Genomic DNA, 20,802 nt, shown 5'->3' on the forward strand with positions numbered 1-20,802 from the left:
CGCCTAACCGGCTGATGAGGTACACCACAAGATGTTTAGTTTTATTGCCCGCCGACTGGGGTTACTGATCCCCACGTTCTTCGGCATCACCTTGCTGACTTTCGCGTTGATTCGCATGATTCCTGGCGACCCCGTGGAAGTGATGATGGGCGAACGACGGGTCGACCCCGAAATGCACGCCCAGGCCATGGAGCGCCTGGGTCTGAATAAACCCCTTTATGCGCAATACATCGATTACATCGGCAAACTGGCCCATGGCGATCTCGGCGAGTCCCTGCGGACCCGTGAAAGCGTGTGGAGCGAGTTCAGCTCTCTATTCCCCGCGACCCTGGAATTGTCCCTGGCCGCGCTGTTGTTCGCCGGCATCCTGGGCCTGCTGGCCGGGGTGATCGCGGCACTCAAGCGAGGATCGCTGTTCGACCACGGGGTGATGGGCGTCTCCCTGGCGGGATACTCGATGCCGATCTTCTGGTGGGGCCTGATCCTGATCATGTTCTTCTCCGTGAGCCTGGGCTGGACCCCGGTGTCCGGGCGGATCGACCTGCTCTACGACATCGAGCCGCGCACTGGCTTCATGTTGATCGACACGCTGCTGGCCGACGACGTTGGCGCTTTCCTCGATGCATTGCACCACTTGATCCTGCCGGCCATCGTGCTGGGCACCATCCCGCTGGCGGTGATCGCGCGGATGACCCGTTCGTCGATGCTCGAAGTGCTGCGTGAGGACTACATCCGTACCGCTCGCGCCAAAGGCCTGTCGCCGTCGCGCGTCGTGTTTGTCCACGGCTTGCGCAACGCGCTGATCCCGGTGCTGACCGTGGTCGGCCTGCAAGTCGGCACCCTGTTGGCCGGTGCGGTCCTGACCGAAACCATCTTCTCGTGGCCGGGCATCGGCAAATGGCTGATCGAAGCCATTGGCGCGCGGGACTATCCCGTGGTGCAAAACGGCATCCTGCTAATCGCCTGCCTGGTGATTCTGGTCAACTTCGTAGTGGATATCCTCTACGGCTTTGCCAACCCACGCATCCGTCACCAGCGCTGAGATCATGACCATGACCACTCCAACTCCAGCGGTAGCAGTCGATCAAAGCCTGCTGTACCCGTCGCCGTACAAAGAATTCTGGCAAGCCTTCTCCAAGAACAAAGGCGCCGTCGCCGGCCTGATGTTCATGACCCTGATCGTGTTCTGCGCGATCTTCGCCCCGTGGGTCGCGCCGCATAACCCGAGCGAGCAATACCGGGACTTCCTGCTGACCCCGCCGTCGTGGCTGGAAGGCGGGCAGATCCAGTTCCTGCTGGGCACCGATGAACTGGGCCGCGATTTGCTCTCGCGCCTGATCCAGGGCTCGCGCCTGTCGCTGCTGATCGGCTTGTCCTCGGTCGTCATGTCGCTGATCCCGGGCATCCTGCTGGGCCTGTTCGCCGGGTTCTTCCCACGTATCCTCGGGCCATCGATCATGCGCCTGATGGACATCATGCTGGCCCTGCCGTCGCTGCTGCTGGCCGTGGCGATCGTCGCCATCCTCGGCCCTGGCCTGATCAACACCGTGATCGCCATTGCCGTGGTCTCCCTGCCGTCCTACGTGCGTCTGACCCGCGCCGCGGTGATGGGCGAACTGAACCGCGACTACGTGACCGCCGCGCGCCTGGCCGGTGCCGGCCTGCCTCGCCTGATGTTCATCACCGTGCTGCCGAACTGCATGGCACCGTTGATCGTGCAAGCGACCCTGAGTTTCTCCTCGGCGATTCTCGATGCCGCGGCCCTGGGCTTCCTTGGCCTTGGCGTGCAACCGCCAACCCCTGAGTGGGGCACCATGCTGGCTTCGGCCCGTGACTACATCGAACGCGCCTGGTGGGTGGTGAGCCTGCCGGGTCTGACAATTTTGCTCAGCGTGCTGGCAATCAACTTGATGGGTGACGGCCTGCGCGACGCGCTGGACCCGAAACTCAAGAACGCCGCCTGAGGAGATTCCAATGTCCCTGCTAGAAATCAAGAATCTCAATGTTCGCTTTGGCGACAAAACCGCCGTGCCCGTGGTCGACGGCCTCGACCTGAAAGTGGACAAGGGCGAAGTCCTGGCCATCGTGGGCGAATCGGGGTCCGGCAAGTCCGTGACCATGATGGCGCTGATGGGCCTGATCGAGCACCCCGGCATTGTCACCGCCGACTCGCTGACCTTCGACGGCAAAGACATGCTCAAGCTGAGCAGCCGTCAGCGTCGGCAGATCGTCGGTAAAGACCTGGCCATGGTGTTCCAGGACCCGATGACCGCGCTGAACCCCAGCTACACCGTCGGTTTCCAGATCGAAGAAGTGCTGCGCCTGCACCTGAAAATGTCCGGCAAGCAAGCCCGCAAGCGCGCCATCGAACTGCTGCAAAAAGTCGAGATCCCAGGCGCCGCCAGCCGTATGGACGCCTACCCGCACCAACTGTCCGGCGGCATGAGCCAGCGTGTGGCAATTGCCATGGCGATTGCCGGCGAGCCGAAACTGCTGATCGCCGACGAACCGACCACCGCGCTGGACGTGACCATCCAGGCGCAAATCATGGATCTGCTGCTGGCGTTGCAGAAAGAGCAGAACATGGGCCTGGTGTTGATTACTCACGACCTCGCAGTCGTGGCCGAAACCGCCCAGCGCGTGTGCGTGATGTACGCCGGCCAAGCGGTGGAAGTCGGGCAAGTGCCGCAACTGTTCGACATCCCGGCGCACCCGTACAGCGAAGCGCTGCTCAAGGCGATTCCGGAGCACAGCCTCGGCGCCTCTCGCCTGTCGACTCTGCCGGGCATCGTGCCCGGTCGCTATGACCGTCCGCAGGGCTGCCTGCTGTCCCCGCGTTGCCCGTACGTGCAGGACAACTGCCGCACCCAGCGCCCGGCGCTCGATCCGAAAAGCAACAGCCTCGCCCGCTGCTTCTACCCGCTGAACCAGGAGGTGGCGTAATGGCCGTCGTACTTACCGCCCGCGACCTGACCCGTCACTACGAAGTGTCCCGTGGCCTGTTCAAGGGTCATGCGACCGTGCGCGCCCTCAACGGGGTGTCGTTCGAACTCGAAGCCGGCAAGACCCTCGCCGTCGTCGGTGAATCGGGTTGCGGCAAATCCACCCTGGCCCGCGCCCTCACGTTGATCGAAGAACCGTCGTCGGGCTCGCTGAAAATCGCCGGCCAGGAAGTCGCCGGCGCTGACAAGACCCAGCGCAAGCAATTGCGCAAAGACGTGCAGATGGTGTTCCAGAGCCCGTACGCGTCGTTGAACCCACGGCAGAAAGTCGGTGACCAGCTCGGCGAGCCGCTGCTGATCAACACCAACCTGTCGGCGGCCGAACGTCGCGAGAAGGTCCAGGCGATGATGAAGCAGGTGGGCTTGCGTCCCGAACATTACCAGCGTTATCCGCACATGTTCTCCGGCGGCCAGCGCCAGCGGATCGCCCTCGCCCGGGCGATGATGCTGCAACCGAAAGTACTGGTGGCGGACGAACCGACCTCGGCACTCGACGTATCGATCCAGGCCCAGGTGCTGAACCTGTTCATGGATCTGCAGCAAGAGTTCAACACCGCTTATGTGTTCATCTCGCACAACCTCGCGGTCGTGCAGCACGTGGCCGATGATGTGATGGTGATGTACCTCGGCCGCCCGGTGGAAATGGGCCCGAAGAACGACATCTACGAGCGTCCGCTGCACCCGTACACCCAGGCGCTGCTGTCGGCGACCCCGACCATTCACCCGGACCCGAACAAGCCGAAGATCAAAATCGTCGGCGAGTTGCCCAACCCGCTGAACCCGCCTTCGGGCTGCGCCTTCCACAAGCGCTGCCCGTACGCTACCGAGCGTTGCAGCACCGAAGAGCCGGCCCTGCGCCCGCTCGACAATCGCCAGGTCGCTTGCCACTACGCCGAGCAGTTCCTGCACGGCGCGGCGTAAAAATGTGCGAGCGAGCCTGCTCGCGAATAGGGCGTGTCAGTCAGTGATGTTGTCGACTGATCCGGCGCTTTCGCGAGCAGGCTCGCTCCCACAGATGGTTTGACTGCTTAAACCAAACCCCTCCCTCAGGATTGCGCATCAGTCCGGGGGGAGGGGTTTTCTCATAACTGTTATCATCATCGGCTTTTCTTAGAGCGACGCTGACGCATCAAACCCGCCGACTCGATTTTGACCGCGCCCTTCCGGCTTCTAGTTTTTTGATAATCTCATTTTCATTTTCATTTGCGCCTTTGCTCCCGTCCACGTAAATATTTGTAGCCCTCGCATGAAATCGAAAACTTCTATGGTCGCCCGCTATTGGAACAGTGCAATAAGCTACCATTTCAAGAATTTTATTAACCTTGTCGAGTTCTATGACGTTCACACATCCGCTGTCAGCCTCTCTATAGTCTCCGTCCAGAAAAATATCCATGTACAATTCGGGGCCTAAAACAAACGCATCACCGCTCTTTACATCCCCACGATAGATTTGGATGTATATGGGTAGTTCAGGTTCTGTGTCGAGGACCACCGTAGCATGAACGGGCCTACCTACTATAGCTCCCCTGACAATTGTCGACGACTCTGACAACATCTCGGAATTTAGCTCGTACACTTTGGCACTACTAGCATCTCTCACTGAACTTGGCTTGCTCATCATCTTCTCCTTTGATCACTATCCCAATGAATAGAGACATCATTGTTAACCTTCTAAACAAGCCGTCGCTACTGTCGAACTTGACAGTTAATCGTTTCAGCTATTTATTATTTTTTGGAATAACATTTATCAATAAAAGGCCTGACCTGGTATTAAATACCGAAACGACTGCAGCCGTTAATGCTTCGATGCTGAAAATAAACGAAGGCCCCGAACTCGAATGAAAATGCAACAGCATGAGCGGCTCACAGCTCTAATAAAACTCCTCCCCAAGACTGCCCATCAGTCTTGGAGAGGAGTTTCTTTTGCCCAGGATTCAGGTCGATGACGAATCGTCGTCATCATCGGGGTCAGGGTCGTTAACGACAGGCAGGAAATGCCATCGCCGGGGAGACTGGTTTGGAATAAAGCCTATTACCAAGATCTAAGACGCCCCATAACCGTGGGAGCGAGCCCGCTCGCGAAAGCTGTACGTCAGTCGACATCGCTGCCGAATGAAAAAACCGCATTCGCGAGCAAGCCCGCTCCCACACTGGATTTTCCGAGCATCTGAGGTCCATGACCAAACATAGATTTTTGTGAAAGCAGGCTCGGTCGTCATCAAACCAAACAGTTCATAACATTGAATGGTTCGTTTTTAAGACGGCGAGACGTTAGGACGAGTTATTCCTTTAAAGTGACCACCGCCGACGGCTTGAAAGTCTTCGATACTGCCATTAGGCTGATGCCCAGAAAACTTGAATGAAAACACAGCAACACCTTCGACAACACTCAGACTGTAAAAAGTAATTGACCCGTTCGCGGGCTCCCAAAATCCATTCTCATCGATGTAATAACAGCGCACACCACCCTCGCCACTGTAGGACAAGGGCAACTCGCGATTAAGTTCTAACTCGTCATTAGGCAATGAAAATCTGAGCTCTGAACGTTCATCCCCCAAACCTATCAAATCGATGACACCAGAATCACGCACGGTAAAAAACAGAAACCGCGCATCAAACCCCCGGTATTTATCCGCTTTAAAATAGAGTTGCTGACTGGCCAGCAGCTTTTTATCTGCGATCGAGCTCATGACAAGACCCTCTTTTCATGTTGATAAAAGACCCCTACGCGAATTATCTTCAGCTCGAAAAATTACACTGTCTACTGTCAGACCTGACAGTAGACAGCTACACGATAATATGGCAATTGAGCTCAGCGACGGTTTTACTTGAACCACCTTCACATTCAACGAAATTCCAGAGCGCACCTCTTCTGTCACTTAAGCTGAATCGTTTCACTGTAAACATTGACAGTAGATCATTCGCCTCTAATGGGGTACACCGACTTCGTGCAGTACCGATCAACGCTCTTCGAATCAACTCAGGGACTAATATCATGACTAGCAATGCTTTATAAGAAGGCAATTTTTTTCCAGCAAGAATTCAGGCACAGCGCATAAGGCCTTTTATGCCAGTGTCGAAAAGTACGACGAACATAACCTCATCAACGGAAATAAGCAGCCAGTACATCACTGTGTGGCCTTTGCCTGACAGTTGCACAATGCAGTGACAAGTACATGAACACACTAAAAACCCCGCAGCTCTCGCAACGGGGTTTTCAGTATTCAGCTCAACTCAACTCAGCCCTTAGTGATGCTCACGCGTCGCGCGGAAGTTGATGTCGGGCCAGCGCTCTTCCATCAGGGCCAGGTTCACCCTTGTCGGCGCCAGGTACGTCAGGTGGCCGCCGCCGTCGACAGCGAGGTTTTCCACGGCTTTGTTGCGCAGTTCTTCGAGTTTCTTTTTGTCGTCGCTGTCGATCCAGCGCGCGGAGTACACGGTGATTGGCTCGTAGGAGCACTCGACCTTGTATTCCTCTTTCAAGCGGCTGGCGACGACGTCGAACTGCAGCACGCCGACGGCGCCGAGGATGATGTCGTTGCTGCGTTCCGGGAAGAACACCTGGGTGGCGCCCTCTTCGGCCAGTTGCTGCAAGCCCTGGCGCAGTTGCTTGGACTTGAGTGGGTCTTTCAGGCGCACGCGGCGGAACAGTTCCGGGGCGAAGTGCGGGATGCCGGTGAAGCCCAGGGCCTCACCTTCGGTGAAGGTGTCGCCGATCTGGATGGTGCCGTGGTTGTGCAGGCCGATGATGTCGCCGGCGAAGGCTTCTTCCAGTTGCTCACGCTCGGAGGAGAAGAAGGTCAGGGCGTCGCCGATGCGCACGTCCTTACCGGTGCGCACGTGGCGCATCTTCATGCCTTTTTCGTACTTGCCGGAACAGATGCGCATGAAGGCGATGCGGTCGCGGTGTTTCGGGTCCATGTTCGCCTGGATCTTGAACACGAAACCGGCGAATTTCTCTTCCACCGGTTCCACGGTGCGCTCGTTGGCCACGCGGGCCAGGGGTTTCGGGGCCCAGTCGACCACGGCGTCGAGCACGTGATCGACGCCGAAGTTGCCCAGCGCGGTGCCGAAGAACACCGGGGTCAGTTGGCCGTCGAGGAATTCCTGCTGGTTGAATTCGTGGCAGGCGCCCTGCACCAGCTCAAGCTGTTCGACGAAACGGTCGTACTCATCGCCCAAGTGCGCGCGGGCTTCGTCGGAGTCGAGCTTCTCGATGATTTTTACGTCGGTGCGCTCGTGGCCGTGGCCGGCGGTGTAGACGATGATGTAGTCGTCGGCGAGGTGGTAGACGCCTTTGAAGTCGCGGTAGCAACCGATCGGCCAGGTGATCGGCGCGGCCTTGATCTTGAGCACGGCTTCGATCTCGTCGAGCAGTTCGATCGGGTCGCGGATGTCGCGGTCGAGCTTGTTGATGAAGCTGACGATCGGCGTGTCGCGCAAGCGGCAAACGTCCATCAGGGCGATGGTCCGTGGCTCGACGCCCTTACCGCCGTCGAGCACCATCAGCGCCGAGTCGACTGCCGTCAGGGTGCGGTAGGTGTCTTCGGAGAAGTCTTCGTGGCCGGGGGTGTCGAGCAGGTTGATCATGTGTTCGCGATACGGGAACTGCATGACCGACGTGGTAATGGAAATACCCCGCTGCTTTTCCATCTCCATCCAGTCGGAGGTGGCATGGCGGTCGGATTTTCGGGATTTCACCGTGCCGGCCACTGCGATCGCCTTGCCCATCAGCAAGAGCTTTTCGGTGATGGTGGTTTTACCGGCATCGGGGTGGGAAATAATGGCGAAAGTGCGGCGTTTCGCGACTTCGGCGGCCTGTTTGGTCATGGGAAATCGCCTGGCAGGTGATTCAAAAAAGGGCGGCGATTATAGCCCAAACTGAAGGGCAAACCGTACCGTTGAGTACATCAAGGGTGGCCAAATGCTGCCGCCGATGGGAACCTTTTGAAGCGTGGAGACGTCCACTCCCCCGTTACGACTTGTTACGACCTGTCGTCAGGGGCTGAAAAATCAGCAAGTTAGCCTGACGTGGCTGCGCTTATGGCTCGTTCTCATGCGGCAACAACGGCATGAACAGCTGCTTCTCGCGAACACTTGTCCCGGCAGCCAGGAATGGCCTGCCACACGGGACGGTGTGCGCCGACTGAAAAAAAGGAGTCTGCCTGTGGCTATTCGCTATGGCAAAGGGCTGATAGGAGGTGCGGTGGTAGTCGCGCTCCTGGCCCTGCTGGTCCACTGGATCGGCATCAACACGATCGACCACTACCGCGATGATTTACTGTTTTACCTGCAAGCCCATTTGATTCTCGTCCTCGCGTCCATGCTGGCCGCCCTTGTCGTGGGCATCCCCGCCGGCATCTTCCTCAGCCGCCCCAGCATGGTCGGCCGCGCCGAACGCTTCATGCAGGTCTTCAACATCGGCAACACCGTGCCGCCCCTCGCCGTGCTGGCGATTGCCCTGGGCATCCTCGGCATCGGCAGTGGCCCGGCGATCTTCGCCCTGTTCCTCGCCTCCCTGCTGCCCATCGTGCGCAACACCTATGAAGGCCTGAAAAACGTCCAGGGCTCGCTCAAAGAGGCTGCCGTCGGCATCGGCATGACCCCGAGCCAAGTGCTGTGGCGGGTCGAGTTGCCCAACGCCGTGCCAATTATCATCGGTGGCGTGCGGGTGGCCCTGGCGATCAACGTCGGCACCGCGCCGCTGGCCTTCCTGATCGGCGCCAACAGCCTGGGCAGCCTGATTTTTCCCGGCATCGCCCTGAACAACCAGCCGCAACTGATCCTCGGCGCCGCGTGCACCGCACTGCTGGCGTTGTTGCTCGATGGCCTGGTGACCCTGGCCAGTCGTATCTGGCTGGAACGTGGCCTGAGCCGTTGATTGAAGGAATTCGCATGAAAATCTCGTCCTTGATCCTGGGTTGCGTGCTGCTGTGTGCAGGCGTCGCCCAGGCTGCTGAAAAACCCGTGCTGCGCATTGGCGCCCGGGTGTTTACCGAGCAAACCCTGCTGGCGGAAATCACCGCGCAATACCTGCGCACTCAAGGCTATGAAGTGCAGGTCACCGGTGGCCTGGGCAGCAACCTGGCCCGTAGCGCCCACGAAAGCGGGCAACTGGACATGCTTTGGGAATACACCGGCGTGTCGCTGGTGGCCTACAACCATGTCACCGAAAAACTCGACAGCGCGCAGTCCTACGCCCGGGTGAAAGAACTCGACGCGAAGAAAGGCCTGGTCTGGCTGACGCCGTCGAAATTCAGCAACACCTACGCCCTGGCGTTGCCGAAAAACGTGGCTGACGAATACCCGCAGATCACCAACATCAGTGAGTTGAACAGCGTGTTGCAGGCCGAAGCCAAGACCAACCACCTGGTGGCGCTCGACACCGAGTTCGCCAACCGTTCCGACGGTCTGGAAGGCATGGTCAAGCTGTACGGCATGAACCTGACGCGCAACAACATCCGGCAGATGGACGCCGGCCTGGTCTACACCGCGCTGCGCAATGGACAAGTGTTCGCCGGCCTGGTCTACACCACCGACGGCCGCTTGAACGCCTTCAAGTTGAAGCTGCTGGAAGATGACTTGCACTACTTCCCGGACTACACCGCCGCGCCGGTGGTGCGTCAGGCATTTCTCGAGGCCAATCCGAAACTGGCCGAGCAGTTGAAGCCATTGGCCGAGCTGTTCGACGACGAAACCATGCGCCAGCTCAACGCGCGGGTCGATGTCGATCACGAGAGCCCGTCCAGCGTTGCCGCCGATTTCCTGCGTCAGCATCCACTGCAATCTGTTCATTAAGGCAGAAGGAGAAAAAACCATGGAATTTCTCAACGCCTTTTCCCATCTCGACTGGCCGCAGGTGATGCACCTGACGTGGCAGCACATCACCCTGGTCGGCATCGCCGTGACCCTGGCGATTGTCGTCGGCGTGCCGCTCGGCGTGTTGATGACCCGTTTCCCGGCGCTGGCCGGCCCGCTGCAAGCCAGCGCCACGGTGCTGCTGACCGTGCCGTCAATTGCGCTGTTCGGCTTGCTGCTGCCGTTCTACTCCAAATTCGGCCAGGGCCTGGGCCCGATGCCGGCGATCACTGCGGTGTTCCTCTATTCGCTGCTGCCGATCATGCGCAACACCTACCTGGCGCTGACCGGCGTCGAACCGGGCATTCGTGAAGCCGCGCGCGGCATCGGCATGACCTTCGGCCAGCGCTTGCGCATGGTCGAGTTGCCGATTGCGGTGCCGGTGATCCTCGCCGGCGTGCGCACCGCGGTGGTGATGAACATCGGCGTGATGACCATCGCCGCCACCATCGGTGCCGGTGGCCTCGGTGTGCTTATTCTTGCTTCCATCAGCCGCAGCGACATGTCGATGCTGATTGTCGGCGCCGTGCTGGTCAGTGTCCTGGCCATCTTCGCCGACCTGCTTCTGCAATGGCTGCAACGCTCGCTGACTCCAAAAGGATTACTCAAATGATCGAACTTCAAAACCTCAGCAAGACCTTCCAAAGCAACGGCAAAGATGTGAAAGCCGTGGACTCGGTGAGCCTGACCGTCAATGAAGGCGAGATCTGCGTGTTCCTCGGGCCATCGGGTTGCGGCAAGAGCACCACGCTGAAGATGATCAACCGCCTGATCAAGCCGACCTCGGGCAAGATCCTGATCAACGGCGAAGACACCACCGACCTCGACGAAGTGACGCTGCGCCGCAATATCGGTTATGTGATCCAGCAGATCGGTCTGTTCCCGAACATGACCATCGAAGAAAACATCGTGGTGGTACCGAAGCTGCTGGGTTGGGACAAACAGAAATGCCACGACCGCGCCCGCGAGTTGATGAGCATGATCAAGCTGGAGCCCAAGCAGTATTTGCATCGCTATCCGCGTGAGTTGTCCGGTGGTCAACAACAGCGCATCGGCGTGATCCGTGCGCTGGCGGCGGATGCGCCGTTGTTGCTGATGGACGAACCGTTCGGCGCGGTCGACCCGATCAACCGCGAGATGATCCAGAACGAATTCTTCGAGATGCAGCGTGCGCTGAACAAGACCGTGATCATGGTCAGCCACGACATTGATGAAGCGATCAAGCTCGGCGACAAGATCGCGATTTTCCGCGCCGGCAAGCTATTGCAGATCGACCACCCCGACACCCTGCTCGCGCACCCGGCGGACGAGTTCGTCAGCAGCTTCGTCGGCCAGGACAGCACCTTGAAACGCCTGTTGCTGGTGAAGGCCGAAGACGCGGCGGACAACGCGCCGTCGGTCAGCCCGGAAACTCCGGTGGCCGAGGCGCTGGAATTGATGGACGAGCACGACCGCCGTTATGTGGTCGTGACCGACGCTGAGAACAAGGCACTGGGTTACGTGCGCCGTCGCGACCTGCACCGTCAGACCGGGACCTGCGCGCAATACCTGCGTGAGTTCAACGCCACGGCGGCCTACGACGAGCACTTGCGCATCCTGTTGTCGCGGATGTACGAGTTCAACCGTTCGTGGCTGCCGGTGATGGATGCCGAACGGGTGTTCCTCGGTGAAGTGACGCAGGAATCGATTGCCGAGTATCTAAGCTCGGGTAAATCCCGGGGTGGCAAGACCAGCATTGTTTCGCCCGCCGAAATCGCCGTTGCTTGACCTAACTCTGTGGCGAGGGAGCAAACTCCCTCGTCACGAAGGCGGCATGTATCCCTTCCATATCCCTGTTCCGGGGAACATCACACTGTCATGCCGGTCGGTTACATAAGTAGTGGCCAGGACCGCACGACGGAAGCGTGCAAAAACGCGACATTTTTAGTTGATCTCAAGCCCCTCACGCCCTAAAGTTCGCGCCGAACGTCCATGCTGGAAACGATCCATCCGGCTCAAGTACTGACGACGAGACAGCAAGGTCCCCCGAGGCGCAGCGCCAGGGAAACCTTTTTGCTTTCGGCGGCAATGCCTTGGGAAGTAGGCGAACCAAAGTGGGGATACGGAGGACGTTCATTTGCACCCATTGTATTTACCCGTTTGCCATTAGGAGTTCCAGCATGTCGATCAACGTCGAAGACTATTTCGCGCGCGATACCTTTCAGAAAATGAAGGCGTTCGCCGACCAGCAAGAAACCCCGTTCGTGGTGATCGACACCGCGATGATCAGCAAGGCCTATGACGACCTGCGCGCCGGTTTCGAATTCGCCAAGGTCTACTACGCGGTCAAGGCCAACCCGGCCGTCGAGATCATCGACCTGCTCAAGGAAAAAGGCTCGAACTTCGACATCGCCTCGATCTACGAGCTGGACAAGGTGATGAACCAGGGCGTCAGCCCGGATCGCATCAGCTACGGCAACACCATCAAGAAATCCAAGGACATCCGGTACTTCTACGATAAGGGCGTGCGTCTGTACGCAACCGACTCCGAAGCGGACCTGCGCAACATCGCCAAAGCCGCACCGGGCTCGAAAGTCTACGTGCGCATCCTCACCGAAGGCTCGACCACCGCTGACTGGCCGTTGTCGCGCAAATTCGGTTGCCAGACCGACATGGCCATGGACCTGCTGATCCTCGCCCGCGACCTCGGCCTGGTGCCTTACGGCCTGTCGTTCCACGTGGGTTCGCAACAGCGCGACATCAGCGTCTGGGACGCCGCGATTGCCAAGGTCAAAGTGATCTTCGAGCGCTTGAAGGAAGAAGACGGCATTGAGCTGAAGCTGATCAACATGGGTGGTGGCTTCCCGGCCAACTACATCACCCGCACCAACAGCCTTGAAACCTACGCCGAAGAAATCATCCGCTTCCTCAAGGAAGACTTCGGTGACGACTTGCCGGAAATCATCCTGGAGCCGGGCCGTTCGTTGATCGCCAACGCCGGCATCCTGGTCAGCGAAGTGGTGCTGGTGGCGCGTAAATCCCGTACTGCCGTCGAGCGGTGGGTGTACACGGATGTGGGCAAGTTCTCCGGCCTGATCGAAACCATGGACGAAGCCATCAAGTTCCCGATCTGGACCGAGAAAAAAGGTGAAGTGGAAGAAGTGGTGATCGCCGGCCCAACCTGCGACAGCGCCGACATCATGTACGAGAACTACAAATATGGCCTGCCACTGAACCTGGCCATCGGCGACCGTTTGTACTGGCTCTCGACCGGCGCCTACACCACCAGCTACAGCGCGGTGGAATTCAATGGCTTCCCGCCGCTGAAATCGTTCTACCTGTAAACGCTCACGCTGCACGCGAAAAGCCCATGACGTCTCATGGGCTTTTTTTATGTGTTGAGTGTGCGCGCCATGCTCGTCAGTTGCGTGGACATGTCGCGGACCTCGGTCAACGAATAATCCATCAGGCGCATCGACAACTTGGCGCGCGGCAGCGTCTGCGAATGATGGTGCGATAACAGTTCGCGGCGGGCATCGTTGATGAAGCGCAGGAGCCTGTAACAGAAATCCCCCAGGTTGTTGGTGGCGCCCGTGCAGTGCCAGTGCAGCGCTTCAAGACGCGCGATGTGTTGCCTGGCCAGTTCGCGGCGCTGCTGTTCCGAGTAACGGTCGTTCGGGTTGTACTGCATGCCCGGCAAGCCCAACCGCCCGAGGGTGTAATACGCCTCGATCTTGGAAACCGGGCCATCGCAACTGCACAGGCGCAGTTTCAGCGACTCGATGAATCGCACGACGATACTGTGGGTGTCTTCGGTCAGGGTGCGCACATTGGCTTTGAGAAGCTCGACCGTCCGCTCGCACATGCCCAGCCGGAACACGAACATGTGCATGATATCCAGCACATCGATCGGCGGCTGATCGGTCCAGCTCTCCGACCTGACGACACTGAACCGCTGCGGATCGATTCGGCTAATGGCGGTGCGCCGATCCCAGCCTTCATCGTTGATGGCTTCGAACTCGCGTAAAAAACCGTTGAGGTCGCGCAACACCCATGCAATCCCATGACCCAGCGCGTCGATCGAGGCCTTGATGCCCTGCCATGAAGCCATGGAAGCCATCGCGGCGAAACCCAGTGCGCGCGCATCGGGCGGGACCAGCAATTGATGTCCCTGTCGCGCGATCGAATCGGAGAACGATTGTATGTGCGCCAGGGTGGGGCCGAGGTCGTTGAGAAAGTCCTTGTACGTCCTGATCGAGACGAAGTTATTTTCCGCCAGTAAATAATCAAACATCGCGTTTCCTCCGGCGACGCCTGGCCGTCTCGCCAGGCGTCGTCCTTGCAACCTTAAGGCCGCGCTACCGGCCCGAGGAACTCGAGGAATTGCCGGGCTTGCTGGGTGAAGCCCAGACTGCGCGCGGCGCTGTCGGCGAATTGCTCCGCGTCCATGGCCCTGACGAAATGCTCGAAAGCGGTCGCAGCCTTGGCGTACTCCGACGCATACACGTGGCGCTGCTCTTCGATCGCGTGGATCGCATGGATGTATTTGGCCTTGCCGGTCGAGGTGCTGATGATCGAACTTTCCAGGTCGATCTGCCTGGACAGGGCCTCGATTTTTTCCTGCAACTTGTCGCTCTCGCGAACCATGTCGAGGAAACGGATGCCATTGCCAATGTCTTCCGTGGTTTTTTTCAGTTGTTCGATGGCGAACATCACCAACTGAATTTCCGGCGGCGCCAGGCCCAGCTCCTTGAGTTTTTCGATGGTCAGGACGATGCCTTTACCGAGTTCATCAAGACCGGATTTCTCGATCGCCTTGACCGCATCGATCACCACTTTGCGTTCATCCTGTACGGCCACCAACTTCGCGCGCAGTACGTCGATTTCCGCAGCGGCTTCACGGGCTTCACGTTCGAAATCCACCAGATAGGCACGGGTGAGGCGCTGATCAAAAGCGTCGGAGATGTCTTTGAGGCAATCACGAACCGTGTTGCCAGGCTCGCGTACCGATTGCACGGCGTCGTCCAGCAACTGAGTGCGCTCACGCTCCAGCTCGGTAATGAGCTCCAGGTCGTTATCGCCGTTGAGCTCATCGCGCAGGTCCGCTTCGAGACGCGCCAGTCGACCGATGTTCAGGTCCAGGGTGTACTGGTTGTCTTGCGCCGCTTCCTGCAACTTCATGCCGGCGGTGCCAACGTTCAGCACCAACCGGTTGAAACGGTCGTACAGGTGCGGCAGGTAATTGAGCTTGGTGCACCAGACGCCGGCATCGGTCCGGTCGTCGCGCATCTGTTGATTGCTGCTGGCCAGCAACGCTTTGTCGATGGACGGATATGCCGCACCGGCCTGAACGCCAATGGCCATGTTGCGCATGGTGACGGTGCGAGAGCGGATGTTGATCGGGGTGACATTCATCGGGCGGGTACTCGAGGTGTAATTACGGTCGTATTCTTCGTCGGCGTCCTTGAATACCTGGAGCAACTTGTCCGAGTTCTTTTCGATATCGCCCCACGGCGCAACGATTTCCCGGAACTGACGCATGAAAATCGCCAGGCCCAGGGCGTTGTTGATACGGCTGATGGACTGGAAGGAGGTGCGCACCGACAGGAACAGCGAGTTCCAGACGTGCATCAGGTTCTGCGTGGCGACATCGGCGTCGATGGACACGATCATCAAGCTCTGCAGATCATGTTTGACCCGCGCCAGCGAACCCAGGGTCTGGTTCATCGCGTTGAGGGTTTGAATGTCCTGTTCCTGCTCGGCATACAGACGATTGCGTTGAGCACGAATGTTTTCCGCCTCGACGCCCATGTAGATGGCCATCGCAAGACCAACGATGTTCATGCCCGCCGCCGCCTTCAGCGCTTCTTGCACGGCCGCTTTGTATTCGGTGTTCTTGATATCGATTTCCAGTGCGCGTTGGTCAATGATCTCTTTGATGCGTTTGATATCGGCCGACAACGTACTGCCATCAATCATGCCGACCCGTAGCTTGATGCCGGGTAATACATGTTCGCGCAAGTCATAGCCGAAAGTGTCCAGTTCTTTCTTGATCGCGGTCACGATCTCGAGGTTAGTTTCGATTTTTTCGAAAATACGATCCAGGTAATAACCCAGGTTACTCAGCGTATCTTCTTCCAGCTCAATACCAGGGAACTTGTCACCGAGTTCCAGTTCAAGTTCGCGCAGTTGTTCCATGGTCTTGATGTTGTAGCGCTCGAGCAAACCACTGGCTTTGACTTCGGCGGCTACTTCTTCCATGCCTTCGCCGTAATTGAGCATGCTGCGGGCGAAGGTTTTCAGATCGCTGCCGGTCATCATGATTTTTTCCCGCAGCGGCGACCAGCGGCGGGCGTGGTTGCGGGTGTTCTGGAAGGTTGTCAAAAAGTCTTCCGGGCGCAGGCCTGCGCCGCCATCCTGGCCGGCACCGAAGCGCAGGTAGTCGATCACGTCTTTGAGGGTATACGGCAGTGCCAGGCCGGCGGCTTCGTATTTGCGCAGGTCGATGACCTGCTTTTTGGTCAGCAACAAACCGGTGTCTCGAATGACGTTGTCGTCACCGGCGACAGACACACCTGTCAGCAACTTTGGCACTTGAGCGGCGAAATCATTCAGTTGTTCAGGGGTGGCGCCTCTTAGTGCGTCGTCCCATAAATCATGGCTAGTCATAATTAATCCGTTAATTAAACTTGGTTAAGAATCAAAAGAGACGAGACATTCATTTGCCTCGTATTTATTCCGATATAAAACCGGAACTGCAATCAGACTAAGCAAAAGACAAGGCGGACGTCAAAATCAGAGATGTATTTAAAAACTACAATCTGATGACGCCCCGCAAAACCGAGGAAGTACAACTAACGAAGAAACAACTTCTATAGATTAACGGTTAAAACGCGCACTCAACTGACTGATGCAGCCGTGAGTAGCTGGTGCTTTTCGCCGTACTCGTTCGCCAGTGCCTGTAGACACTCATCGGGGGCCAGCGACAAAGCACGGGCGGCGCCTTTCAGGAAAGTCGAATGGCCGAGGTGCATTGCCTTGCGCAACCAGATCAAGCCTTCTTCGGTCCGGCCTTGGGTGACCAGCACACTGCCATGGCTGAACTGCCCGCGAAAATCCCCGCCCTCGGCCGAGCGGCGATACCACTCGAATGCCGCCTGGGGATTGGCCGGGCAATGCTGCCCCTCCTCCAGATAACGCCCCAGCAAATTCATTGATTTGGCATGGCCAAGTTCGGCAGCACGGCGATAAAGCCGCAGCGCTTCAGCCTGGTTGGCCCTTACGCCACGGCCGGTGGCGAGGAGGTTGGCGTAGTTGTACATCGCCCAATCCAGCCCGGCGTCCGCGGCGATCCGGTAATGCCGCGACGCCAGCCCGGCATCGCCGACACAGCCCCAGCCATGCTCATGACAGCGCCCGAGCATGTTGCGCGCCATGCCGTGGCCACGCCGGGCGGCGATCTCGAACCAGCGCAGCGCCAGCGGCTGATCCTGTTCGATGCCCTGCCCGTCCAGGAGGATCTGCCCGAGCAGGGCCTGGGCCTCGAGCACACCTTCGCGGGCAGCGAGCAAAATCGCCTGGGCGGCACGAGCGGGACTCTCGTTAAGCATGGCTTTGAGGCGATCACCGTCGAGCACTTCCTCGCGGCGCAGGTGAAAGCTCATACCTCGACCCAACGGCGCAGCAGGTTGTGATAGGTGCCAGTGAGGCGAATCAATGACGGGTGATCGGGCACGTCGCGAGTCAGTTGCTGGATCGCGCCGTCCATCTCGAACAGCAACGCACGCTGGCTGTCTTCACGCACCAGGCTCTGGGTCCAGAAGAACGCCGCGTAGCGCGCGCCACGGGTTACGGCATTGACCTTGTGCAGGCTGGTGCCGGGGTACAGCACCATGTCGCCGGCGGGCAGTTTCACCCGTTGGGTGCCGAAGGTGTCCTGGATGTCCAGTTCGCCGCCGTCGTAATCCTCGGGGTCGCTGAAGAACAGAGTCGCCGACAGGTCGGTGCGCACCCGCTCGACGCTGCCCTTGGGCTGGCGCACGGCGTTGTCGATGTGGAAATCGAAACTCCCGCCGGCGGTGTAGCAATTGAGCAGCGGCGGGAAGACTTTGTGCGGTAACGCCGCCGACATGAACAACGGGTTTTTCCACAAACGCTCGAGCATCGCCGCGCCGATTTCCTGGGCCAGTGGATGGCCTTCAGGCAATTGCAGGTTGTGCTTGGCCTTGGCCGACTGGAACCCGGCGGTGATTTTGCCATCGGCCCAATCCGCCTGTTCCAGCGCTTCGCGGATGCGCTGCACTTCCTCGCGGGCGAACAAATCTGGGATGTGCAGCAGCATGGCGCGGTACCTGTGAGCAAAGAGCCGCGATGGTAGTGATTCTTATTGACGCTGTAAAACTCGGGCGACGAGCGAAACTGTAAAAACCGTAAGGACAAAATGTAAAGAATGTAAATTCAATGCAAATGCCAATATTTCGCAATTGATACGAATACCTGTTTACCCTATATTCCGCCGCCTCAAAACCTCGGGGAGGGGAATTCACATGTCGCGTCCACAACCACAATTACCGGTCAGTTCACCACGTTTGCTTGCTTCGGCAATCGGTGTAGCGATTACCGCCGGTTCCGCCGGCCATATGGTATTCGCCGCCGAAAAAACCGACGGCAAAGCGTCAAACAACGCGATTTCCCTGGACGCCACCAGCATCACCGGCGAAGCGCGGGATGCCGGTTCCTATCAGGTCGAGAAAGCCCAGTCGCCGAAGTACACCGCGCCGCTGGTAGATACTCCCCGCTCGATCACCGTGATTCCGCAACAAGTGCTCAAAGACACCGGCGCCCTGACCATGCAGGACGCGCTGCGCACCGTGCCCGGCATCACCTTCGGCGCCGGTGAAGGCGGCAACCCCCAAGGCGACCGGCCGTTCATTCGCGGCTTTGACGCCCAGGGCGACACCTACCTCGACGGCGTGCGCGACACCGGTTCGCAGAGCCGCGAAATCTTCGCCGTGGAATCCATCGAAGTCAGCAAAGGCCCGAACTCGGCCATTGGCGGTCGCGGCGCCGCCGGCGGCAGCATCAACCTGGTGAGCAAGAAAGCGCACTTGGGCGACTCGTTCGACGGCGGCTTCACCTGGGGTTCGGACCAGACCCAGCGCTACACCCTCGACGGCAACTATCAATTCAGCGACAGCGCCGCGGGCCGCTTGAACCTGATGAGCCACGAAAGCAACGTTGCCGGCCGCGACAGCGTCGACTTCGATCGCTGGGGCATCGCGCCGTCACTGGCGTTCGGCCTGGGCACCGACACCCGGGTCAACCTCGATTACTACCACCTCGAAAGCAACGACACCCCGGACTCGGGCATTCCTTATCAACTGTCCAGCCCGCGCACCAAGTCCAACCCGGACAAGCCGTATTCGGGCGGTGACCACAGCAACTTCTATGGCTTGACCGACCGCGACTTCCGCAAGGCGCGTACCGACACCGCGACCTTCGCCATCGAACACGACCTCAACGATTCGCTGACTATCAAGAACACCCTGCGCCACGGCACCAGCATGCAGGACTACATCCTGACCCAGCCAGACGACAGCAAGGGCAACGTCAACAATGGCAGCGTCTGGCGCCGGGCCAACACTCGGGTCAGCAACACCGAGACCACCACCAACCAGACCGATCTGTTCGGTGACGTCTACATCGCCGGCTTCAAGAACAGCTTCGCCACCGGGGTTGAGTACAGCCGCGAGGAAAGCCAGAAATCCTCGTATAACGTCAACACCGACACCACGCCGCGCACCGCTGCCGCCACCACCAACTGCACCCCGGCATTGATCGGTGCCGGCAGCGGTTACAACTGCACCTCGTTGTCCAACCCAAGCCCGAACGACCCGTGGACCGGTGCCATCTCGCGCAACTACGCCGGCACCGACACCCAGGCCGACACTTACGCGCTGTACGTATTCGACACCCTGGAGCTGTCGTCGCAATGGCTGGTGAACATGGGCCTGCGCTACGACCACTTCGACACCGACTACAAAACCTACAACAACGCCGGCACCACTACCGCCAAGGGCAGTGACATCAGCGAGTTCGTCACCGGCCAGTTCGGCATCGTCTACAAGCCGACCGAAAACGGCAGCCTCTACGCGTCCTACGCCACCTCGGCGACGCCACCGGGCGCGACGCTGGGCGAAGGTCAGGAAGGCAACCCGTTGAACGGCAGCACCGACCGCAGCGGTAACTTGCTGAGCAGTGATTTCGAGCCGGAAACCACCAAGAATTACGAGCTGGGCACCAAGTGGGACTTGATGAACGATCGTCTGTCCCTGACCGCCGCACTGTTCCGCACGGAGAAGGAAAACGCGCGGGTGCAGGTCAATACCACGTCCTATGAGAACGCCGGCAAGACTCGCGTGCAGGGTGTCGAGTTGTCCGCCAGCGGCAAGGTCACCGATAGATGGCAAGTGTTCGCCGGTTACGCCTACATGGACAGCGAGCAAGTCGACGGCGGCCCGCTGAACCGCGCCACCGACGGCAACCAGTTGCCCAACACGCCGAAAAACAGCGCCAGCCTGTGGACCACTTATGCGGTCACGCCGAAGCTGACCCTGGGCGGCGGCGCGTTCTACGTCGACGATGTGTTCGGCAACGTGGCCAACACCACCATGGTCGATTCCTACGTTCGCTACGACGCGATGGCCAGCTACAAGCTGACCAAGAACGTCGACCTGCAACTCAACCTGCAGAACCTGACCGACGAAACTTACTACGACAAAGCCTTCTCGACCCACTTCGCCAATCAGGCACCGGGCCGAACTGCGCTGCTGAGCACTAACTTCCACTTCTGATTGCAGTCTGAAGTCAGGCCCCGTTCATTCACGTGAGCGGGGCTTTTATGCGTAATAACGAATGCTTCTCGACAAGCCACGGCATAATGCGCGCCGTGGTGATTATTTAT

17 protein-coding genes are annotated in these 20,802 nt (G+C 58.8%); 10 read left to right on the forward strand and 7 right to left on the reverse strand.

Going from position 1 to position 20,802, the window contains the following annotated elements; genetic code table 11:
- Positions 1 to 31 precede the first annotated feature (31 nt).
- The 4 genes from RG836_RS01730 to RG836_RS01745 are packed head-to-tail and all read left to right on the forward strand — an operon-like array spanning position 32 to position 3,923.
- Entirely contained in the window at positions 32 to 1,042 is a 1,011-nt protein-coding gene (locus RG836_RS01730; RefSeq protein ID WP_310842708.1) for an ABC transporter permease subunit, read from the forward strand.
- A 10-nt stretch (positions 1,043 to 1,052) separates the two neighbouring features.
- Positions 1,053 to 1,964 (forward strand): ABC transporter permease subunit, encoded by a 912-nt coding sequence (locus tag RG836_RS01735; RefSeq protein WP_310842709.1) that lies wholly within the window; start codon positions 1,053 to 1,055, stop codon positions 1,962 to 1,964.
- Positions 1,965 to 1,974: 10 nt separating this feature from the next.
- The gene (locus tag RG836_RS01740; RefSeq protein ID WP_310842710.1) at positions 1,975 to 2,943 is read left to right on the forward strand and encodes an ABC transporter ATP-binding protein; all 969 of its coding nucleotides are present in this window, start codon (positions 1,975 to 1,977) and stop codon (positions 2,941 to 2,943) included.
- On the forward strand, positions 2,943 to 3,923 hold the full coding sequence (locus RG836_RS01745) for a peptide ABC transporter ATP-binding protein (protein WP_310842711.1): 981 nt from the start codon (positions 2,943 to 2,945) through the stop codon (positions 3,921 to 3,923). Before RG836_RS01740 ends, RG836_RS01745 begins: the two co-directional genes overlap by 1 nt.
- Before the next feature lie 208 nt (positions 3,924 to 4,131).
- On the opposite strand, the gene RG836_RS01750 is transcribed toward RG836_RS01745, so the two are convergent.
- The 3 genes from RG836_RS01750 to RG836_RS01760 all read right to left on the reverse strand — a co-directional run bounded on the left by RG836_RS01750 (position 4,132) and on the right by RG836_RS01760 (position 7,832).
- Positions 4,132 to 4,620 carry a hypothetical protein gene (locus RG836_RS01750; RefSeq protein WP_310842713.1) on the reverse strand — a complete coding sequence of 163 codons (489 nt, stop codon included), beginning with the start codon at positions 4,618 to 4,620 and terminating at the stop codon, positions 4,132 to 4,134.
- 637 nt (positions 4,621 to 5,257) lie between these two features.
- Complete coding sequence (locus RG836_RS01755; RefSeq protein WP_310842715.1) at positions 5,258 to 5,692, reverse strand: hypothetical protein; 435 nt, start codon at positions 5,690 to 5,692, stop codon at positions 5,258 to 5,260.
- 556 nt (positions 5,693 to 6,248) lie between these two features.
- On the reverse strand, positions 6,249 to 7,832 hold the full coding sequence (locus RG836_RS01760; RefSeq protein ID WP_310842717.1) for a peptide chain release factor 3: 1,584 nt from the start codon (positions 7,830 to 7,832) through the stop codon (positions 6,249 to 6,251).
- 337 nt (positions 7,833 to 8,169) lie between these two features.
- Between RG836_RS01760 and RG836_RS01765 the strand changes: the two genes are divergently transcribed.
- The 5 genes from RG836_RS01765 to RG836_RS01785 all read left to right on the forward strand — a co-directional run bounded on the left by RG836_RS01765 (position 8,170) and on the right by RG836_RS01785 (position 13,183).
- On the forward strand, positions 8,170 to 8,883 hold the full coding sequence (locus RG836_RS01765; RefSeq protein ID WP_310842718.1) for an ABC transporter permease: 714 nt from the start codon (positions 8,170 to 8,172) through the stop codon (positions 8,881 to 8,883).
- Positions 8,884 to 8,897: 14 nt separating this feature from the next.
- Positions 8,898 to 9,800, forward strand: a complete 903-nt coding sequence (locus RG836_RS01770; protein ID WP_310842719.1) for a glycine betaine ABC transporter substrate-binding protein — start codon at positions 8,898 to 8,900, stop codon at positions 9,798 to 9,800.
- A 19-nt stretch (positions 9,801 to 9,819) separates the two neighbouring features.
- The gene (locus tag RG836_RS01775; RefSeq protein ID WP_310842720.1) at positions 9,820 to 10,473 is read left to right on the forward strand and encodes an ABC transporter permease; all 654 of its coding nucleotides are present in this window, start codon (positions 9,820 to 9,822) and stop codon (positions 10,471 to 10,473) included.
- On the forward strand, positions 10,470 to 11,627 hold the full coding sequence (locus RG836_RS01780) for an osmoprotectant ABC transporter ATP-binding protein OsmV (protein WP_310842721.1): 1,158 nt from the start codon (positions 10,470 to 10,472) through the stop codon (positions 11,625 to 11,627). The genes RG836_RS01775 and RG836_RS01780 overlap by 4 nt, the downstream gene beginning before the upstream one ends.
- 392 nt (positions 11,628 to 12,019) lie before the next feature.
- Positions 12,020 to 13,183: a type III PLP-dependent enzyme gene (locus tag RG836_RS01785; RefSeq protein WP_310842722.1), complete on the forward strand. Its 1,164-nt coding sequence runs from the start codon at positions 12,020 to 12,022 to the stop codon at positions 13,181 to 13,183.
- 47 nt (positions 13,184 to 13,230) lie between these two features.
- Here RG836_RS01785 and RG836_RS01790 read toward each other — a convergent pair whose 3' ends face one another.
- The 4 genes from RG836_RS01790 to RG836_RS01805 form a co-directional block, all read right to left on the reverse strand.
- Complete coding sequence (locus RG836_RS01790; RefSeq protein ID WP_310842724.1) at positions 13,231 to 14,184, reverse strand: hypothetical protein; 954 nt, start codon at positions 14,182 to 14,184, stop codon at positions 13,231 to 13,233.
- Between the two features lie 2 nt (positions 14,185 to 14,186).
- A complete protein-coding gene (locus RG836_RS01795) occupies positions 14,187 to 16,508 on the reverse strand; it encodes an alpha-xenorhabdolysin family binary toxin subunit A (RefSeq protein ID WP_310842726.1) in 2,322 nt (773 codons plus the stop codon).
- A 230-nt stretch (positions 16,509 to 16,738) separates the two neighbouring features.
- Positions 16,739 to 17,503: a tetratricopeptide repeat protein gene (locus RG836_RS01800; protein ID WP_310842728.1), complete on the reverse strand. Its 765-nt coding sequence runs from the start codon at positions 17,501 to 17,503 to the stop codon at positions 16,739 to 16,741.
- Positions 17,500 to 18,180, reverse strand: a complete 681-nt coding sequence (locus RG836_RS01805; RefSeq protein WP_310842729.1) for a Fe2+-dependent dioxygenase — start codon at positions 18,178 to 18,180, stop codon at positions 17,500 to 17,502. The genes RG836_RS01800 and RG836_RS01805 overlap by 4 nt, the downstream gene beginning before the upstream one ends.
- Before the next feature lie 205 nt (positions 18,181 to 18,385).
- On the opposite strand from RG836_RS01805, the gene RG836_RS01810 reads away from it, so the two are divergent.
- On the forward strand, positions 18,386 to 20,692 hold the full coding sequence (locus RG836_RS01810; RefSeq protein ID WP_310842731.1) for a TonB-dependent receptor: 2,307 nt from the start codon (positions 18,386 to 18,388) through the stop codon (positions 20,690 to 20,692).
- Positions 20,693 to 20,802: the final 110 nt, after the last annotated feature.

It is taken from the genome of Pseudomonas rhizozeae, assembly GCF_031583775.1.
Taxonomy (GTDB): Bacteria; Pseudomonadota; Gammaproteobacteria; order Pseudomonadales; family Pseudomonadaceae; genus Aquipseudomonas.